Consider the following 17,842-nt stretch of genomic DNA (forward strand, 5'->3'; position numbering starts at 1 on the left):
GCCCCCCCCCCGCGGGCACCCCCCCGCGGGGCGCCGCCGCCGTTTCTCCTACTTCTTCGTCGCCTTCTTCGCGGTACCGGCGGCCTTCTTGGTCGGCGTGCTGTCGACGGCGGCCTTGGCGGTCGCCGTCTTCCTCGGCGCCGCCTTGGCCGCGACCGTCTTCTTCGCCGCCGCCCCGCGCGGGGCCCTGACCGGCTGCGCGTCGCTGACGCGGTCGCCGAGGACTTCGCGCAGGAACTTGCCTGTGTGGCTGGCCGGCACCCCGGCCACTTCCTCCGGCGTGCCCTCGGCGACGACGACGCCGCCGCCCGCGCCGCCCTCGGGGCCCATGTCGACGACCCAGTCGGCGGTCTTGATCACGTCGAGGTTGTGCTCGATGACGATGACCGTGTTGCCCTTCTCCACGAGGCCGGAGAGGACCTTCAGGAGCTTGCTGATGTCCTCGAAGTGCAGACCCGTGGTCGGTTCGTCCAGGACGTAGACCGTGCGGCCGGTGGAGCGGCGCTGGAGCTCGCTGGCGAGCTTGACGCGCTGTGCCTCACCGCCGGACAGGGTGGTCGCGGACTGGCCGAGGCGGACGTAGCCCAGACCGACGTCCTTGAGGGTGTTGAGGTGGCGGGCGATCGCGGGGACGGCCTCGAAGAACTCGGTCGCCTCCTCGATCGGCATGTTCAGGACGTCGGCGATGGACTTGCCCTTGTAGTGGACCTCCAGGGTCTCCCGGTTGTAGCGGGCGCCGTGGCAGACCTCGCACGGGACGTAGACGTCCGGGAGGAAGTTCATCTCGATCTTGATCGTGCCGTCGCCCGCGCAGTTCTCGCAGCGGCCGCCCTTGACGTTGAAGGAGAAGCGGCCGGGCAGGTAGCCGCGGACCTTGGCCTCGGTGGTCTCGGCGAACAGCTTGCGGACGTGGTCGAAGACGCCGGTGTAGGTCGCGGGGTTGGACCGCGGGGTGCGGCCGATGGGCGACTGGTCGACGTGGACGACCTTGTCGACGAGGTCGTCGCCGTCCACGCGCGTGTGGCGCCCCGGTACGTTCCTCGCGCCGTTCAGTTCGCGGGCCAGGTGCGTGTACAGGATGTCGTTGACCAGGGTCGACTTGCCGGAGCCGGAGACGCCCGTGACCGCGGTGAAGACGCCCAGCGGGAAGGAGACGTCGATGTCCCGCAGGTTGTTCTCGCGGGCCCCGCGCACCGTGAGCTGCCGGGACGGGTCGCGCGGGCGCCGGAGGTCGGGCAGCGGGATGGCCTTCTTGCCGGACAGGTACTGCCCGGTCTGCGACTCGTCGTTGGCGAGCAGTTCCTTCAGGGAGCCGCTGTGCACGACCTTGCCGCCGTGCTCGCCGGCGCCGGGACCGATGTCGACGATCCAGTCGGCGACCTTGATGGTGTCCTCGTCGTGCTCGACGACGATGAGCGTGTTGCCCATGTCGCGCAGCCGGACGAGGGTCTCGATCAGCCGGTGGTTGTCGCGCTGGTGCAGGCCGATGGACGGCTCGTCGAGGACGTACAGCACGCCGACGAGACCGGAGCCGATCTGGGTGGCCAGGCGGATGCGCTGGGCCTCGCCGCCGGAGAGCGTGCCGGCGGCGCGGTTGAGCGAGAGGTAGTCCAGGCCGACGTCGACGAGGAACCGCAGGCGCTCGTTGACCTCCTTCAGGACGCGCTCGGCGATCTTCTTGTCGCGCGCGTCGAGCTTCAGCTCGCCCAGGAAGTCCGCGCAGTCGCTGATCGACATGGCCGAGACCTCGGCGATGGACTTCCCCATGACCGTGACCGCGAGGACGATCGGCTTGAGGCGGGTGCCCTCGCAGGTGGGGCAGGGCACCTCGCGCATGTAGCCCTCGAAGCGCTCGCGGCTGGCGTCGCTCTCGGCCTCGCTGTGCCGGCGCTTCACGAACGGAACGGCGCCTTCGAACGGCGTCGTGTACACGCGCTCGCGGCCGTACCGGTTGCGGTAACGGACCTCGATCTGCGTCTTGTGGCCGTGGAGGAGGGCCTTCCTGGCGCGCTGCGGCAGGCCGGCGAAGGGGATGTCGGTCCGGAATCCCAGCGCGTCCGCGAGGGCGCCGATCAGGCGGCCGAAGTATTCCTTGGTGTGCCCGTGGGACCAGGGGTGGATGGCGCCCTCGTCGAGGGACTTGTCCTCGTCGGGGATGATCAGCTCGGGGTCGACCTCCATGCGCGTGCCGATGCCGGAGCAGTCGGGGCATGCGCCGAAGGGCGAGTTGAAGGAGAAGGAGCGGGGCTCCAGCTCCTCGAAGGACAGGTCGTCGTACGCGCAGTACAGGTGCTCGGAGTACATGCGCTCGCGCTCGGGGTCGCCCTCGGGCAGATCGACGAAGTCGAGCACGACCATGCCGCCGGACAGGCCGAGGGCGGTCTCGACGGAGTCGGTGAGGCGGCGCTTGGCGGACTCCTTCACCGTGAGGCGGTCGATGACCACCTCGATGGTGTGCTTCTCCTGCTTCTTCAGCGTGGGCGGGTTGGAGAGCTGGACGGTCTCGCCGTCCACCCGCGCGCGGCTGTACCCCTTGGTCTGGAGGTCGGCGAACAGGTCGACGAACTCGCCCTTGCGCTCGCGGACCAGCGGCGACAGCACCTGGAAGCGGCTGCCCTCGGGCAGCTCCAGCACCTTGTCGACGATGGCCTGCGGCGACTGGCGCGAGATGGGGCGGCCGCACTCGGGACAGTGCGGCTTGCCGATGCGCGCGAAGAGCAGACGCAGGTAGTCGTAGACCTCGGTGATGGTGCCGACCGTGGAGCGCGGGTTGCGCGAGGTCGACTTCTGGTCGATCGAGACGGCCGGGGAGAGGCCCTCGATGAAGTCGACGTCCGGCTTGTCCATCTGGCCGAGGAACTGCCGGGCGTAGGAGGAGAGGGACTCGACGTAGCGTCGCTGCCCCTCGGCGAAGATCGTGTCGAAGGCCAGCGAGGACTTGCCCGACCCCGACAGGCCCGTGAAGACGATGAGCGAGTCGCGCGGCAGGTCGAGCGAGACATTCTTGAGGTTGTGCTCGCGCGCGCCACGGACGATGAGACGGTCGGCCACGCCGGTCCGCACCTTTCTTGAGAGGAGTGACAGGGGCGGGGCCCCCGTCCCTCTCAGACTAGGGGGACCCACTGACAACGCCGGTCGGATTCACGGGTTGACAACAATGCCCTGCCCTCCAGCATGCCCGACGCCGCCCACGACCTTATGGCACGCACATTCGATTTGTGGGCGGCTGCCGACCACCTTCACCCGAAGGAGTGGCGAAGCTAAGGTCAGCACCATGATTGATCACGCTCATGACCTGGCGTCTGTACGTGACGCGACGGACCGACTGCTCACCGCAGCCGCCGAACTGGACGACGCGTCCGTGACGCAGTCGTCACGCCTGCCCGGCTGGAGCCGCGGCCACGTCCTCGCCCACCTGGCCCGCAACGCCGACGCCCTGGTGAACGTCTTCCAGGGCCGTCCCATGTACGTCGACGCCGCCGTGCGGGACGCCGACATCGAGCGGGACGCCCCGCGCCCCCTGGACGTCCAGCTCGCGGACGTCAGGGAGAGCGCCGCCCGCCTCCAGGAGGCCGCCGCCGTCCCCGCGGACTGGTCGCGCACGGTCGAGCTGCGCAACGGCGTCACCGACTCGGCGGCGCGGGTGCCCTTCCGGCGCTGGGCGGAGGTGGAGTTGCACCACGTGGACCTCGGGATCGGCTACGAGCTGGAGGACCTGCCGGAGGAATTCGTCGCGCGGGAGATCGACTTCCTCGTGGAACGCTTCCGCGGCCACGGGGACGTACCGTCGACGCGCCTGAGCGGCGACGGCGGCGGGACCTGGAGCACGGGCGGCGGCGCACCCGGCGGGCCCGTCGATGTCGGGGGCCCGGCCGCGGACCTGCTCGGCTGGCTCTCGGGACGCCGCGACGGCTCCGCGCTCACGGTCGACGGCGGCCCGCTCCCGGCCCTCCCCCCGCTATAGGCTGGCGGTCATGACGTACAGCGGAGAGGTGCGGGTCGGCGGCTCGGCGGACGTGCACGAGCTGAAGGACCTGATGATCACCAAGATCGCGGTCGGCCCGATGGACAACAACGCCTATCTGCTGCGTTGCCGGGCCACGGACGAGCAGCTGCTGATCGACGCGGCCGACGACGCCCGGACGCTGCTCGGCACGATCGGTGACGACGGCATCGCCTCCGTGGTCACCACACACCGTCACGGAGACCACTGGCAGGCCCTCGCCGAGGTCGTCGCGGCCACGCGCGCGCGTACGTACGCCGGCCGGGAGGACGCCGAGGGCATCCCGGTGCCGACCGACGTCCTGCTCGACGACGGCGACGTCGTCCGGGTGGGCGACGTGCGCCTGACCGCGCGCCATCTCGTCGGACACACGCCGGGCTCGATCGCCCTCGTGTACGACGACCCGCACGGGCATCCGCACGTGTTCACGGGCGACTGTCTCTTCCCCGGCGGCCCTGGCCGGACAACACGTCCCGAAGAGTTCACCTCCCTGATGGACGGCCTGGAGACCAAGCTGTTCGACGTCCTGCCCGACGAGACCTGGGTCTACCCCGGCCACGGCGACGACACCACCATCGGCACGGAGCGGCCCCACCTCGCGGAGTGGCGCGCACGAGGCTGGTAACCGTCCGACGACGTCCGCCCCCGTTTCGAAACCGAGCGGGGGCGAACGCGCGTTCAGGCCCGTCGGCGCTTGGGGAGCGTCATGCCCCACGGGCGGTGGCGTCCAGCCCTGGGCCGTCCGCCGCGGCAGTCCCTGTCGCGAGCGGACGCCTGCCCTTCGAGGGACTTCTCGCGGATGTTCTCGCGTTCGGACTCGGCCATGCCGGCGAAGAACGCGAAGGGGGTGTCGCCGAGGAGCCCAGACGCCGCCAACAGTTGGTCTTGGAGGCGCCGGCCTTCCGCCGGACGGTGGGGTCACGTTCGGCGACGCGCCGTGCGACCGGCCGCCAAGAAGACATCCGGATCCTGCACCATCAGTGGTGACTCCGGCGGTCCGGTGTACACCGTCAACAGCGTCGGAGGGGCCACCGCCAAGGGCATCATCTCCGGCGGCGGTGGCGGCGGCAGTGACAACAGCGGCGGGATGTTCGACCCGTGCTGGCTATATTTCACTGACATCGGCTTGGCCGACAGCGCCTTCCCCGGCACGGTAGCGAGGTACCGACATGCGTCGCGCCCTTCTCACAGTGCTGCTGGCGGCGTCCCTGACCGGACGCTCGCTCCTCGGCAAGGACACGTCGTGTCCCCAGGCCGACGGGGATTCGCAGGTCACCGTCGTGTGGCGGCCCGCCGACTTCGGCGGCCGAGACGCTGTGAGGATCCGGCTGTGCGTGGACGGCACCTGCGAGGAGCGGACATCGGGCAGTCCCGACGACCCGTTCGCCGCGCTGCCGGTCCGACTCCGCGACGACATCGGTGCGTCCACCGTGCCGGTGCGGGTCACCGTGACGTCCGCGAAGAGCGGTGACACGGTCGTCGAGGACAGCACCCGGGCCAAACTGACGGAACAGCACCCCAACGGCGCGACGTGCCCGCCCACCACCCGGACGGCGACGTTCCGCGCCCACCCCGACAAAGGCCTCACCTCACCAGGGGGCCTGAAGCTCCAGTAGTGATCCCCCTACGCAAGCGCCCGCCCCCCGACCACCCTGAGGGACGGGCGCTTCGCGCTGCACTCCCGCATCCTCGGGGTCGAGTGGCCCAGAGGCGCGAATTCCCCCTGTCGGCGGTCGCTGAACCTGGGTTCTGGATCACTTTCCGTGCCAGAGCCACGGAGAGTCACCACAGCCGCGATCATGAACGGCAGTCGGTGATGTGCTGCTCCAGGACCTGTGCTTTCCCGGCGGCCCTGGAAGAACAACGAACACGGTGGACTTCACGAGTCTGATGGACGGCTTGGAGGAGAAGATCTTCAGCCCGTTGCCCGACGAAACGTGGATCTATCCGGGCCACGGGAACGACACGACGCTCGGCTCCGAGAGGCCGCGACCGGCGGAGTGGCGATCCCGAGGCTGGTGATCCGTCGATCTGTACGGGGCAACCGGTGAGGAGCCCGCCTCACACCGCTTCCCGCCCCTTGGCGGTGCCCACCGGGCAGTGCCCGCACCGGAGCCGCTGCCCGAGGGGGTAACGAGACGGGGAGGCCGCCTCCGGAGGCTCCGAAGTGCCCCGGGAAACGGCCTCCCTGACTTCACGGCAGGATTGCTCGCCGAGTCGGCGTCACTCAGCAGTACCGCCGCTCGGCCCGGGCGAAGCCGGCGCTGTAGCCGTCGGCGTAACCACGGGTGTAGTCGCTGGTGCTGAAGCTGCGGAGCCCCCCGCCCGGTCGGCAGTCGTCCCTGGCATCCTGGTAGCCGTCCCGGAAGCCGTCCCTGAAGCCCTGCCGATAGTCGCGTGGGCTGTTGACGGCTGCGGGCGCACTGGCGTGGGTCTCGGTCGGCGCGGCCGCTGAGGCCTGCTGTATGCCAACCGGTGCGAAACCGAGAATGAGGACCGAGCAGGCGATGACGGAGCGCTTCCAATGCCTAGCGGTCATAACTACCCCTTGAGCACATAGGTTGCAGGGTGACTGATTTCAACACTAATGCCCCATACGGGTCATGCAACTTGCCACCCGTCGGCGTGGGAAGGCGGGCGCGATCGACTCGTACGACGCCTTGCCTCCGTGGAGGCCGGACATCTGTGAGGGGCGCCTGCCAAGAGCCGGTGCTCACGCGCGGCCGGGGCTCACGTGCTAACCTGCCCCGCCCCCGCCAGTGCGGCGACGCGCTCCACGGCGAACACGTAGCCCTGCACTCCGCAGCCCGCGATGACGCCGTCGGCGCGCAGTGAGACGTACGAGTGGTGCCGGAAGGACTCCCGCTGGTGGATGTTGGAGATGTGGACCTCCAACACCGGCAGTCCGTCGCAGGTGTTGAGCGCGTCGAGGATCGCGATCGACGTGTGCGAGTAGGCGCCGGGGTTGATCACGACGCCGCAGTGGTTCCGCCGCGCCTCGTGGATCCAGTCCACCAACTCCCCCTCGTGGTTGGACTGCCGGAAGTCCACCGTGCCGCCGTGCGCCGCCGCGGCCTTCGCGCAGAGCGCCTCGACGTCGGCGAGCGTGTCGGAGCCGTAGATCTCGGGCTGGCGCTGCCCCAGGAGGTTCAGGTTGGGGCCGTTGAGAATCATGATGGGGGCGCTGGCCAGGGTGCGGGGCACGGTTCCTCCGGTCCGTTCGGCGTGGGGCGGCCCGTCGGACCGCTGCTCGGACCCGGTTTATCACGGTGAAACAGCGGGGCGGGAAGCCCTAGCCTCACCCGCATGACCACACCCTCGTCTCCTCCGAAGCCCTCCCCCGGTGACCGGGTGGCCGTCCTCTCGCCGGCCGAAGGCCTGCCGGGCCTCTTCCCGGTCCCCTTCGAACTGGGCCTGGAAAGACTGCGCGAGGAGTTCGGCCTCGAACCGGTCGAGTACCCGACGACCCGCACGATGGGCGCCACGCCGCAGGCGCGGGCCGACGACATCCACGCCGCCTTCGCCGATCCCGGCATCAAGGCGGTCATCGCGTCGATCGGCGGTGACGACCAGATCACCGTTCTGCCGCTGCTGGACCGCGAGTTGATCCGGGCCAACCCGAAGCCGTTCTTCGGCACGAGCGACAACACCAACCTGCTCGCCTTCCTGTACAACACCGGGATCGTCGGCTACCACGGCGCGAGCGTGATGGTGCAGCTCGGACGGCCGGTGACCATGGACGCGCTGACCGCGGACTCCCTGCGGGCGGCCCTGTTCACCTCGGACGCCTACGAACTGCGGCCCGCAGAACGCTGGAACGACGTCGACCGCGACTGGGCCGACCCGGCGGCCTTCGCGTCGCAGCCGGAGACCCGGCCGGGCACCGGCTGGATCTGGCGCAACGCCGACCGCGTGGTCGAGGGACGCGGCTGGGGCGGCAATCTGGAGATCCTCTCCTGGCTCCTGATGGCCGACCGCGAGATCTCGCACGACCTGTCGGTCTACGACGGCGGCGTGCTGTTCCTGGAGACCTCCGAGGAACTCCCCAGCGCCACGGAGGTCTTCCGGATCCTGCGGAACATGGGCGAGCGCGGCCTCCTCCAGAGGTTCCCCGCGTTCCTGATGGGCCGTGCCAAGACCTGGTCCTTCGAGCGTCCCCACGGCCCCGAGGAAGCCGCCCGATACGCCGCGGAGCAGCGCGAAGCGGTACTGGGCGCGCTGGAGGTGTACGCGCCCGACGCCCTCGCCGTCTTCGACGTGGACTTCGGCCACACGGACCCGCAGCTCGTCCTCCCCTACGGAGGGACGATCCGCGTCGACGGCCCCGGACGACGCGTCACCGTCACCTACTGAGCCCCGCGCGACGCGATCGCGACACCGTGCGCCCCGTAACCCCCGGTCACGGTCCTCTCCCTGCTGCTGACGGGCGCCTCGACGGTCGCGGTCGGATGCGTGCCGACGTACGGCTCGATCGGGTGGCGGCACCCGTGCTGCTGCTGGTGCTGCGGTTCCTGCAAGGGCCCGGGCTCGGCGGGGAGTGGGGAGGCGCGGTGCTGCTGACGGCGGAGCACGCGCCCGTCGGGCGGCGCGGGCTGTGGTCGAGTTTTCCCCAAGTCGGGCCCGCGGTGGGCTTCGTGCTCGCCAACGGGGTCGTGCCGGCGCTGACCGGGGAGCAGTTCGCCCGGTGGGGCCGGCAGGTGCCCTTCCGGGTGGCGGGGTGCCGGTGGTGCTCGGGCTGTGGCTGAGGTCGTCGCTGCCCGAGAGCCCCCGGTTCCTGGAGATCGAGGCACGCGCGCGCGTGCCGCTCGCCGAGGTGGTGCGCTCCCACTGGCGACTCGTCCTGCTGACCGCCGGCGGACTCGCCGTCGGCTACGCGATCTTCTGCACCGTGACGACCTGGTCGCCGGCCTGCGCGACGCAACGGCTCGGGGCGAGCCGTACGGTCATGTTGACCTGCGTCACGGCGGCGGTGGTGGTGAAGGGGGCGCTGACGCCCGTGGCCGCTCTGCTGGGCGATCGTTACGGGCGGCGACCGCTGTGCCTCGTCGGCTGCGCCGCCGCCGCGCTGTGGATGTTCCCTCCGGTGGCGCTGCTGGGCACGGGCGAGGCGCTTGCGATGTTCCTGGGCCTCCTCGGCGCCGTGCTCGCGTTCGTCACCGTGTTCGCCGTCGTCGCCGCCTATCTGCCGGAGCTGTACGAGCCGCGGATCCGCTGCACGGGCGCGGCGGTCGGCTACCACCTGGCGGAGTTCTCGGCGGCGCGCTCACGCCCCTCGCGGCCACGGCACTCGCGGAGCACTCGGGGCGCGTCCCCTGGGGGGTCGGCGCGTATCTGACGGGCGTCGCCCTGCTCAGCCTCGGCTGCTTCGCCCTGCTGCCGGAGACCCGACCGGCGCCGGCCCCACCGAAAGACCTCAGGGATTGACCGCCAGCTCCAGGTACGCCGCGAACAGCACCAGATGCACGCCGCCCTGCAGCGGCGTGGCCCTGCCCGGAACGACCGTCAGGGAGCTGACGACGACGGTCAGTGCGAGCAGCACCATATGGGTGGGGCCGAGGCCGAGGACGAGCGGACCGGAGAGCCAGATCGAGGCCAGGGCGACCGCCGGGATCGTCAGGCCGATGCTGGCCATCGCGGAGCCGAGCGCGAGGTTGAGGCTGGTCTGCACCCGGTCGCGGCGGGCGGAGCGCAGTGCGGCGATGGTCTCGGGGAGCAGGACGAGCAGCGCGATGATCACACCGACGACGGCGTGATGAAGCCCGGCGGCCTCCACGCCCTCCTCGATCGTGGGCGAGACCCCTTTGGCCAGTCCGACCACGCCGATGAGAGCCAGGCCGAGCAGGCTCAGGCTGATCAGCGCGGTCCGTGACGAAGGCGCGGCGGCGTGGTCGTCCCCGGTGATCACGTCGCCCTGCCGGGTGACCGGGAGGAAGTAGTCCCGGTGCCGGACGGTCTGGGTCGCCACGAACAGGCCGTACAGGACCAGTGAGGACAGGGCGGCGAAGGTGAGCTGGACGCTGGAGAACTCCGGGCCCGGCTTGCTGGTGGTGAAGGTCGGCAGGACCAGACTGAGGGTGGCCAGGGTGGCGACGGTCGCCAGGGCCGCGCCGGTGCCTTCGGGGTTGAAGATCGCCGTGCCGTGGCGCAGGGAGGCGACGAGGAGGCACAGGCCGACGATGCCGTTGCAGGTGATCATCACGGCCGCGAAGACCGTGTCCCTCGCGAGGGTCGAACTCTTGTCGCCGCCGTCCGCCATCAGCGTGACGATGAGCGCGACCTCGATGATCGTCACGGCGACCGCGAGTACCAGGGAGCCGAACGGTTCACCGACGCGGTGCGCGACGACCTCGGCGTGGTGCACGGCCGCCAGGACCGCTCCGGCGAGGACGACCGTGATCAGGGCGACGACCGCGGGGGCGAGGTCACGGCCCCAGGTCAGGGCCAGCAGGACGACGGCGAGCGCCGGCACGAGGGATGTCCAGCGGGTCGTGAGCGACCTGAGCCGAGCGATCATGCAGCGATCGTCGCAGAGCGGTACGGGCTCCGCATTCCTTCCGGGAGGCGCCCGGAGAAGCGCCGGGAGCGGCGCCCGGCGAACCGCCGCGCACCGCTCCCGGAGATGGTTCCCGCGTCGTCCGCGGTCAGACGTCGATGCTGTCCTTCGGGACACCTTCGCTCCCGGTCTGCTTCTCACCGGCCGCCGTCTGCTTCCTGGAGGCCCGCAGGCTGGTGATCGTGGTGACGATCAGGACGGAGCAGATGACGCCGAGCGAGACCGGGATGCTGATCTCGGGGACGTGGACCCCGGACTCGTGCAGCGCGTGCAGTACCAGCTTGACGCCGATGAAGCCGAGGATGATCGACAGGCCGTAGCTGAGGTGGACGAGCTTGCGCAGCAGGCCGCCGATGAGGAAGTACAGCTGCCTCAGCCCCATGAGCGCGAACGCGTTGGCCGTGAACACGATGTACGGGTCCTGCGTCAGGCCGAAGATCGCGGGGATCGAGTCGAGGGCGAACAGCACGTCGGTGGTGCCGATCGCGAGCATCACGACCAGCATCGGGGTCATGACCCGCTTGCCGTTCTGCTCGATCCACAGCTTGGTGCCGTGGTAGCGGTCGGCGACACCGAACCTGCGCTCGGCGGCCTTGAGCAGCTTGTTCTCCTCGAACTCCTCGTCCTCCTCGTCAGCCCGGGCCTCCTGGATGAGCTTCCAGGCGGTCCAGATCAGGAAGGCACCGAAGAGGTAGAACACCCAGGAGAAGCTGGCGAGGATCGCGGCGCCCGCGGCGATGAAGATCGCCCGCAGGACCAGGGCGATGAGCACGCCGACGAGCAGGACCCGTTGCTGGTACTGCGAGGGGACGGCGAACTTCGCCATGATCAGGACGAAGACGAAGAGGTTGTCGACGCTGAGCGACTTCTCGGTGATGAAGCCCGCGAAGAACTCTCCGGCGGGCTGCCCCCCGCCGAAGACGAGCAGGCCGAGCCCGAACAGGGCGGCCAGGGCGATCCAGACGACGGTCCAGATACCGGCTTCCTTGATCGACACGTCATGCGGCTTGCGGCCGATGAAGAAGTCGATCGCGATGAGGGCACCGAGGCCCACGATGGTCAGGACCCACAGGGTCAGGGAAACATCCACTGCGCCTCCGGCAGTACGTAACGGCAGGTGATCAGCGTCGTCGCGCTGCCGGAGGTCTCTTCCACCCCGGGTCCCGGCGCAGGGCATGCGCACGGGGCCGCACGGGCCGGCGCCCCGGGATCAGCTCTGATCCGTATTGACGGGTACGCCGCAGCTGGCAGGGAGTACTCCCCTCCGTACGAAAAACAGTACCCAATCACCAAGGAAAGGTAAAGGGGTTGGCAAAGAGAAGATCAAAGGTGCCGGTCAGGGCGACTTTACGGTCGCTTGGTGAAGAGGTGGAAGCGATCAGCCCCGCCATGCCCGGCGGGCCGCGGTGACCTGCGTCAGGACCTGCTGGAGCACCTGGCTGCCGGGCGGTACGAGGGCCGGCTCGTACGTCCAGGCGTGGCCGACCCAGGGATCGGCGAGGTGGTCGTCGGGCACCGGGGTCAGCCGCATCAGCCCGCGCCACAGCGGATCCAGCAACGGACCGTATCCGGCGGCGTCCTCGCGGTCGGCGACCATCATCAGGTGGACGCCGACGGACGGGCCCTCGTCCGCGAGGTAGCGGAGCTGGGTCACGGCACGATCGTCGAAGCCGTGCGGGAAGTCGTTGACGACCAGGAGCTGCTGGGCGGTGTCGAACCCGGGCGGGAGCGAGTCGGCCGCACCGCCGCGCACCGCCATCTGCACCAGGTCGACGTGCTGCGTGAGCCGGGTGAGCACGTCCGTCACACCGGCCGAGCCCGCGGCGGGCGGCGCCGCCAGCACTCCGCTCCGCACCAGCGGGGCGAGCGCCGACGCGCCCGAACCGTCCGGGTCGACGACGTGCACCGTGAACTCGTCGGCCGGATGGACCGCCAGCAGCCGGGCCGTGTGCGCCACGGCCGAGTCCAGCGCGAGACGGCGCAGCTCGTGGGAGTCGAGGAACGAGCCGTCGGGCGAGCCCGTCCGCCCGCTGTCGACCCACAGACCGCGCTCCAGCGGGAGGCGGATGAGCATGGGGATGCGCAACCGGTCGCTCTCGGGAAGGCGGAGGTCGCCCAGGCGCAGCGCCATGGGCATTTCCATCGGGACGCGATAGGCGTGCCAGACGGGGTTGTCCCAGCGCGCGAAGGCCGGCGGCAGCGCCGGCTCGACGACCTCGGCCTCGGCCACGAGCTGGGCGAGATCACGGTCCAGCACCTGCCGGGCCTGGTCGACGAGCTGGGCGTGCTTGGCGTGAGCGGTCTCGCGGGCGGCGTCGCCCTGGCCGCCGATCCGGCTGCGCGGGTCGGAGAGGACCTCGTCGAGTTCCCTTTCCCTGCGCGTGTCGGCGAAGTCGACGGCGCTGCGGTACGCGGCCGTGGTGCGGGCCAGGTCCTCGAACATGCCCCAGACCTGGTTGTACAGCCGCTCCTCCATGGACCAGCCGGTGGCGTCACCGGCGACCGGCCGTGCGGGCCTGCCGGGCTCGGCCGGGGGTGCGGCGGGCGGGGGCGGCGGGGCGGTGTTCCGCCGCCGCGGGTGGCTGTAGTCGACGGGGCCGCCGGTGCCGGACGCCGCGGGGGTGCCCGGCTGGGTGGTGGCCGCGGGGTCCGCGGGCCCGGCCGGGTGCCCCGCCACGGCATCCGCTGCGCCCTGCGACGGCTGGGGACCCGGGTACGGGTCGGCGGGCCCCTGGGTGCTCTGCCCGCCGTACGGGGATCCGCCCTGGTCGGGGCCGAGGGCGGAGGCGGCCGCCTGTCGGGAGCGGTCGGCGTCGGCCGTGCGCGGCGGTGGGGCCGGCACCGAGCGGGCCAGGCCCCGGGCCGCGGCCTCGTTGATGCCGGACGCGAGCTGTTGGGCCTGCGCCAGGCCCTGGTCGGCGAGGAGGGCGGCGAGGCCGCCCGCGTACCCCTGGCCGACCGCCCGCACTTTCCAGGCGCCCTGACGCCGGTACAGCTCCAGAGCGACGACGGCCGACTCGGGGCCGAGGCCGGTGAGGGTGAAGCGGGCCACTTCGGAACCGTCGAGGCCGGTGACGGCGACGAAGGGGGCGGCGAGGGAGCCGAAGGCGACCGGTCCGCCCACCCCGGTGGGCAGGGCGAGCAGAACGCTGACGCGGTGCACGCTCTCCGCGACGGCGTCCAGGTCCACCGCGAGGCGGTGGTCGGCGGCCGCCTGCCGGGAGACCTCGAGACCGGGCAGAGTGGGTGCGCCCGGGTGGGCGACCCGCTCCACGCCGTGGATCCTGCCGCTCTCGTCGCAGAGCGTGGCCGCCGCCACGACCGGGGCGCCGGCCGAGACCCGGATCTCCAGGCGGACTTCCAAGAGCGGGTGGTTCTGGCCCCGCACCAGCTCGGCCGTCATCGCCTGTGGTCCCCCTGCGTCGTGTGTCGTGTCGTCGTGTGCCGCCCGGCCCGGTTACAGCGCGGGCAGGATGGCCGGCATCAGGTCCTGGAAGGTGCGGCCGTTGGCCGGGGTGCCGAGGGCGGTCATGTTCCAGCCCGCGCCCACCCGGTGCACCTTGGCCATGATCTGGGCGGTGTAGGCACCGCCGCCCGCGAGGGTGTAGCGCGCCAGTTCCTGGCCGTTGGTCTCGTCGACCAGGCGGCAGAACGCGTTCTGCACCTCCTGGAAGGTCTGGCCGGTGAAGGAGTTCACCGTGAAGACGATCTGGTCGATGTGGACCGGCACGCGGGAGAGGTCGACGAGGATCGCCTCGTCGTCGCCGCCCTGGCCGACGCCGCCGACGAGGTTGTCGCCGGTGTGCCGGACCGAGCCGTCGTCGCTCACCAGGTGGCGGAAGAAGACGACGTCGACCGGCTGCTTGTCCGCGAAGAGGACCGCGGAGGCGTCGAGGTCGATCTCCCGGGTGCGGGAGCCGAACAGGCCGCGCCGGGGGGCAGCCTGCCAGCCGAGACCCATGCGCACCGCGGTCAGGCTGCCTCCGTCGGTCTTCTGCAGACTGATGGCCTGACCCTTGGTCATGTTGACGGTCACGCGCTGATTCCCCTCTCGGACTGTCCCCTGTTGCCGCGGTCCCCGCGGTTGACGAAAACCCTACGCAAGGGCACTGACAGTGCCGTACCCAGGACCGCACTTTGTGTCGTTCTTGCAACACAGCGCGTACGACGGCCGGGCCCCGCGTGGTACGTCAGGCGATGCCCGCCTCCTTCATCTGGCGCAGTTCCTTCTTCATCTCGGAGACCTCGTCGCGCAGCCGGGCCGCGACCTCGAACTGGAGATCCGCGGCGGCCGCCCGCATCCGCGCCGTCATCTCCTCGATCTGGTCGGCGAGTTCGGCGGCGGGGCGGTCGGTCGGGACCGTCTCCTTGACCTTGCCCTTCGCGGACCTGGTGGACTTCGCGCCCTTGGCCGCCTTGCCGCCGAGGGAGGGCACCGGCGCCTTGGTGCCGCCGCCGTCCTTCTTCGCGCGGTAGCCGGAGCCCAGCAGCTGCTCGGTGTCGACCTCCTCGCGCGCGATCTGCGCGACGATGTCGTTGATCTTCTTGCGCAGCGGCTGCGGGTCGATTCCGCGCGCCGTGTTGTAGGCGATCTGCTTCTCCCGGCGGCGGTTGGTCTCCTCGATGGCCCGCTCCATACCCGGGGTGACCTTGTCGGCGTACATGTGGACCTGGCCGGAGACGTTGCGCGCGGCGCGGCCGATGGTCTGGATCAGCGAGGTGCCGGAGCGCAGGAAGCCCTCCTTGTCGGCGTCGAGGATGGCCACCAGGGACACCTCGGGCAGGTCGAGGCCCTCCCGCAGGAGGTTGATGCCGACCAGCACGTCGAACTCACCGGACCGCAGTTCGCGCAGCAGCTCGATGCGGCGCAGGGTGTCGACGTCGCTGTGCAGGTAGCGGACCTGGATGCCGAGTTCCAGGAAGTAGTCGGTGAGGTCCTCGGCCATCTTCTTGGTGAGGGTGGTGACCAGGATCCGCTCGTCCTTCTCGACGCGCGTGCGGATCTCGTGCACCAGGTCGTCGATCTGGCCCTCGGTGGGCTTGACGACGATCTCGGGGTCGATGAGGCCGGTGGGGCGGATGATCTGCTCGACGACGCCGTCCCCGCGCGAGAGTTCGTACTTGCCGGGCGTCGCCGACAGGTAGACGGTCTGCCCGATGCGCTCCTGGAACTCCTCCCACTTCAGGGGTCGGTTGTCGAGGGCGGAGGGAAGCCGGAAGCCGTGGTCGACGAGGGTGCGCTTGCGGGAGGCGTCGCCCTCGTACATGGCGCCGATCTGCGGGACGGTGACGTGGGACTCGTCGATGACGAGGAGGAAGTCGTCGGGGAAGTAGTCGAGCAGGGTGTTCGGCGGGGAGCCGGGCAGGCGCCCGTCGAAGTGCATCGAGTAGTTCTCCACGCCCGAGCAGCTGCCGATCTGGCGGAGCATCTCGATGTCGTACGTGGTGCGCATGCGCAGGCGCTGGGCCTCGAGGAGCTTGCCCTGCTTCTCGAGTTCGGCGAGGCGCTCGCCCAGCTCCTTCTCGATGTCGTTGACGGCGCGCTCCAGGCGCTCCGGGCCGGCCACGTAGTGGGTGGCGGGGAAGACGTACAGCTGCTCGTCGTCGCTGATGATCTCGCCGGTGAGCGGGTGGAGGGTCGACAGGGCCTCGATCTCGTCGCCGAACATCTCGATGCGGACGGCCAGTTCCTCGTAGACCGGGAAGATCTCGATGGTGTCGCCGCGGACCCGGAAGGTGCCGCGGGTGAAGGCCGTGTCGTTGCGCGTGTACTGGATGTCGACGAAGCGGCGCAGCAGCTGGTCGCGGTCGATCTCGGCGCCGACCTTCAGCGGGACCATGCGGTCCACGTACTCCTGGGGGGTGCCGAGGCCGTAGATGCAGGAGACCGAGGCGACCACGACGACGTCGCGGCGGGTGAGCAGCGAGTTGGTCGCGGAGTGGCGCAGCCGCTCGACCTCCTCGTTGATCGAGGAGTCCTTCTCGATGTAGGTGTCCGACTGCGGGACGTACGCCTCGGGCTGGTAGTAGTCGTAGTACGAGACGAAGTACTCGACCGCGTTGTTCGGCAGCAGCTCGCGGAACTCGTTGGCCAGCTGGGCGGCCAGCGTCTTGTTCGGCGCCATCACGAGCGTGGGGCGCTGGAGCTTCTCGATCATCCACGCGGTGGTCGCGGACTTGCCGGTGCCGGTCGCGCCCAGGAGGACGACGTCCTTCTCACCGGCCTCGATGCGCTTGGCCAGTTCGGCGATGGCCGCCGGCTGGTCACCGCTGGGCTGGTAGGGGCTGACGACCTCGAAAGGCGCCACCGTGCGTTCGATGCTGGAAACGGGCCGCATGCCATCCACCGTACGACCCACCACTGACAATGCGGTCCGGTCAGCGGTTCTGCGGGGTCCGGTGCTCGTGCGGGGCCGTCCGGCGGCGGGTGCGGAGCCGGGCCCGGGCGACGGGGTGCGGGTGGGCCGGGACGCCGGGCCTGCGCTCGGCGGGGCCGCGGCCCGGCCTGCCCGTCATCATGAGGGGGTCGAACAGCACCACCACGCCGGCGAGGCAGAGGAAGGCGAGCGGGCCGATCAGCATCGGCGCGAGGAGATCGGTGGGCGAGTCGCCGGCGGACGGCGATCCCGTGGCGTGCAGATGGACGCTGAGGGCGGCCATGCCCGTGTAGTGCATGCCGGTCACGGCGAGGCCCATGACGAGGCTCGCGCCGACGCTCCACAGGAAGCCCCTGACCTGCCCGGCGGCCCACAGCGCGGCGGTGGCGGCGGCCATCGCGATGGCCACGGAGACACCCACGGTGAGGGTGTTGTACTCGAACTTGCCGTCGAACCGCATACCGGCCATGCCCAGGTAGTGCATCGAGGCGATCCCGAGGCCCGTGATGGTGCCACCGGTGAACAGGGCGGTGCCGGCCGCGCCCCGGTAGCCGACGATGAAGATCCCGACGCCCACCATGACGACGGCGACGCCGAGGCTGGCGTAGGTCATCGGCTTGTCGTAGTGGATCGGGGCGCCGTCGACCGTGAAGCCCGTCATGGCGACGAAGTGCATGGTCCATATGCCGGAGCCGATCGCGGCCGCGCCGAGGGCGAGCCAGCCGGGGCGCCAGGAGCGGGCGACACGCATGGCTCTGGTCGTGCAGCGCAGGCCGAGGGCACCGCCGAGGCAGGCCATGAGGTAGGCCACCAGCGGTGTCACGAGTCCGTAGCTGAATCCGTCGGCCGTGCCGTGCATGCGCGGTTGCCCTTCCGCCCTGTTGCTGGAATGCCTGGAGCGCGCCGTGT

The 17,842-nt window shown here is 70.5% G+C and carries 14 protein-coding genes and 2 pseudogenes; 6 read left to right on the forward strand and 10 right to left on the reverse strand.

What is annotated here, in order from left to right:
* Positions 1–48: 48 nt before the first annotated feature.
* Positions 49–3,051, reverse strand: coding sequence for an excinuclease ABC subunit UvrA (gene uvrA / locus AB0N31_RS32900; RefSeq protein WP_366062158.1), 3,003 nt, complete (start codon positions 3,049–3,051; stop codon positions 49–51).
* Between the two features lie 223 nt (positions 3,052–3,274).
* Between uvrA and AB0N31_RS32905 the strand changes: the two genes are divergently transcribed.
* Complete coding sequence (locus AB0N31_RS32905) at positions 3,275–3,964, forward strand: maleylpyruvate isomerase family mycothiol-dependent enzyme (protein WP_366062159.1); 690 nt, start codon at positions 3,275–3,277, stop codon at positions 3,962–3,964.
* Positions 3,965–3,974: 10 nt separating this feature from the next.
* Positions 3,975–4,628: an MBL fold metallo-hydrolase gene (locus AB0N31_RS32910; RefSeq protein ID WP_366062160.1), complete on the forward strand. Its 654-nt coding sequence runs from the start codon at positions 3,975–3,977 to the stop codon at positions 4,626–4,628.
* 53 nt (positions 4,629–4,681) lie between these two features.
* Here AB0N31_RS32910 and AB0N31_RS32915 read toward each other — a convergent pair whose 3' ends face one another.
* The gene (locus AB0N31_RS32915) at positions 4,682–4,879 is read right to left on the reverse strand and encodes a hypothetical protein (protein ID WP_366062161.1); all 198 of its coding nucleotides are present in this window, start codon (positions 4,877–4,879) and stop codon (positions 4,682–4,684) included.
* Positions 4,880–5,172: 293 nt separating this feature from the next.
* On the opposite strand from AB0N31_RS32915, the gene AB0N31_RS32920 reads away from it, so the two are divergent.
* Complete coding sequence (locus tag AB0N31_RS32920; protein WP_366062162.1) at positions 5,173–5,619, forward strand: hypothetical protein; 447 nt, start codon at positions 5,173–5,175, stop codon at positions 5,617–5,619.
* Positions 5,620–5,842: 223 nt separating this feature from the next.
* A pseudogene (locus AB0N31_RS32925) lies at positions 5,843–6,025 on the forward strand (MBL fold metallo-hydrolase); the annotation flags it as partial.
* A gap of 205 nt (positions 6,026–6,230) precedes the next feature.
* On the opposite strand, the gene AB0N31_RS32930 reads toward AB0N31_RS32925, so the two are convergent.
* Both AB0N31_RS32930 and aroQ read right to left on the reverse strand, forming a co-directional pair.
* A complete protein-coding gene (locus tag AB0N31_RS32930) occupies positions 6,231–6,542 on the reverse strand; it encodes a hypothetical protein (protein ID WP_366062164.1) in 312 nt (103 codons plus the stop codon).
* A 191-nt stretch (positions 6,543–6,733) separates the two neighbouring features.
* The gene (gene aroQ, locus AB0N31_RS32935) at positions 6,734–7,207 is read right to left on the reverse strand and encodes a type II 3-dehydroquinate dehydratase (RefSeq protein ID WP_366062165.1); all 474 of its coding nucleotides are present in this window, start codon (positions 7,205–7,207) and stop codon (positions 6,734–6,736) included.
* Between the two features lie 102 nt (positions 7,208–7,309).
* Between aroQ and AB0N31_RS32940 the strand changes: the two genes are divergently transcribed.
* Both AB0N31_RS32940 and AB0N31_RS32945 read left to right on the forward strand, forming a co-directional pair.
* Positions 7,310–8,356 (forward strand): S66 peptidase family protein, encoded by a 1,047-nt coding sequence (locus AB0N31_RS32940; RefSeq protein WP_366062166.1) that lies wholly within the window; start codon positions 7,310–7,312, stop codon positions 8,354–8,356.
* A gap of 42 nt (positions 8,357–8,398) precedes the next feature.
* Positions 8,399–9,427, forward strand: a pseudogene (locus tag AB0N31_RS32945) (MFS transporter); the annotation flags it as partial.
* Here the strand turns inward: AB0N31_RS32945 and AB0N31_RS32950 are convergent.
* From AB0N31_RS32950 to AB0N31_RS32975, 6 genes are all read right to left on the reverse strand, one after another.
* A complete protein-coding gene (locus AB0N31_RS32950; protein ID WP_366062167.1) occupies positions 9,417–10,517 on the reverse strand; it encodes an ionic transporter y4hA in 1,101 nt (366 codons plus the stop codon). The pseudogene AB0N31_RS32945 and the gene AB0N31_RS32950 sit on opposite strands and share 11 nt — an antisense overlap.
* Before the next feature lie 127 nt (positions 10,518–10,644).
* Entirely contained in the window at positions 10,645–11,646 is a 1,002-nt protein-coding gene (locus AB0N31_RS32955) for a TerC/Alx family metal homeostasis membrane protein (protein WP_366062168.1), read from the reverse strand.
* A 288-nt stretch (positions 11,647–11,934) separates the two neighbouring features.
* Positions 11,935–13,959 carry a TerD family protein gene (locus AB0N31_RS32960; protein WP_366062169.1) on the reverse strand — a complete coding sequence of 675 codons (2,025 nt, stop codon included), beginning with the start codon at positions 13,957–13,959 and terminating at the stop codon, positions 11,935–11,937.
* A gap of 54 nt (positions 13,960–14,013) precedes the next feature.
* Positions 14,014–14,592 (reverse strand): TerD family protein, encoded by a 579-nt coding sequence (locus tag AB0N31_RS32965; protein ID WP_366062170.1) that lies wholly within the window; start codon positions 14,590–14,592, stop codon positions 14,014–14,016.
* A 154-nt stretch (positions 14,593–14,746) separates the two neighbouring features.
* Positions 14,747–16,894, reverse strand: a complete 2,148-nt coding sequence (gene uvrB, locus AB0N31_RS32970; RefSeq protein ID WP_366062171.1) for an excinuclease ABC subunit UvrB — start codon at positions 16,892–16,894, stop codon at positions 14,747–14,749.
* Between the two features lie 40 nt (positions 16,895–16,934).
* Complete coding sequence (locus AB0N31_RS32975; protein WP_366062173.1) at positions 16,935–17,792, reverse strand: MHYT domain-containing protein; 858 nt, start codon at positions 17,790–17,792, stop codon at positions 16,935–16,937.
* Positions 17,793–17,842 lie beyond the last annotated feature (50 nt).

The organism is Streptomyces sp. NPDC051051 (assembly GCF_040682975.1).
Taxonomy (GTDB): domain Bacteria; phylum Actinomycetota; class Actinomycetes; order Streptomycetales; family Streptomycetaceae; genus Streptomyces.

Bases quoted from the DNA above. Each gene is read 5' to 3' on its own strand.
- AB0N31_RS32975 (WP_366062173.1), bottom strand. From the start codon at position 17,792: ATGCACGGCACGGCCGACGGATTCAGCTACGGACTCGTGACACCGCTG.
- AB0N31_RS32920 (WP_366062162.1), top strand. From the start codon at position 5,173: ATGCGTCGCGCCCTTCTCACAGTGCTGCTGGCGGCGTCCCTGACCGGA.
- AB0N31_RS32930 (WP_366062164.1), bottom strand. From the start codon at position 6,542: ATGACCGCTAGGCATTGGAAGCGCTCCGTCATCGCCTGCTCGGTCCTC.
- AB0N31_RS32910 (WP_366062160.1), top strand. From the start codon at position 3,975: ATGACGTACAGCGGAGAGGTGCGGGTCGGCGGCTCGGCGGACGTGCAC.
- AB0N31_RS32905 (WP_366062159.1), top strand. From the start codon at position 3,275: ATGATTGATCACGCTCATGACCTGGCGTCTGTACGTGACGCGACGGAC.
- uvrB (WP_366062171.1), bottom strand. From the start codon at position 16,894: ATGCGGCCCGTTTCCAGCATCGAACGCACGGTGGCGCCTTTCGAGGTC.
- AB0N31_RS32940 (WP_366062166.1), top strand. From the start codon at position 7,310: ATGACCACACCCTCGTCTCCTCCGAAGCCCTCCCCCGGTGACCGGGTG.
- AB0N31_RS32950 (WP_366062167.1), bottom strand. From the start codon at position 10,517: ATGATCGCTCGGCTCAGGTCGCTCACGACCCGCTGGACATCCCTCGTG.
- AB0N31_RS32960 (WP_366062169.1), bottom strand. From the start codon at position 13,959: ATGACGGCCGAGCTGGTGCGGGGCCAGAACCACCCGCTCTTGGAAGTC.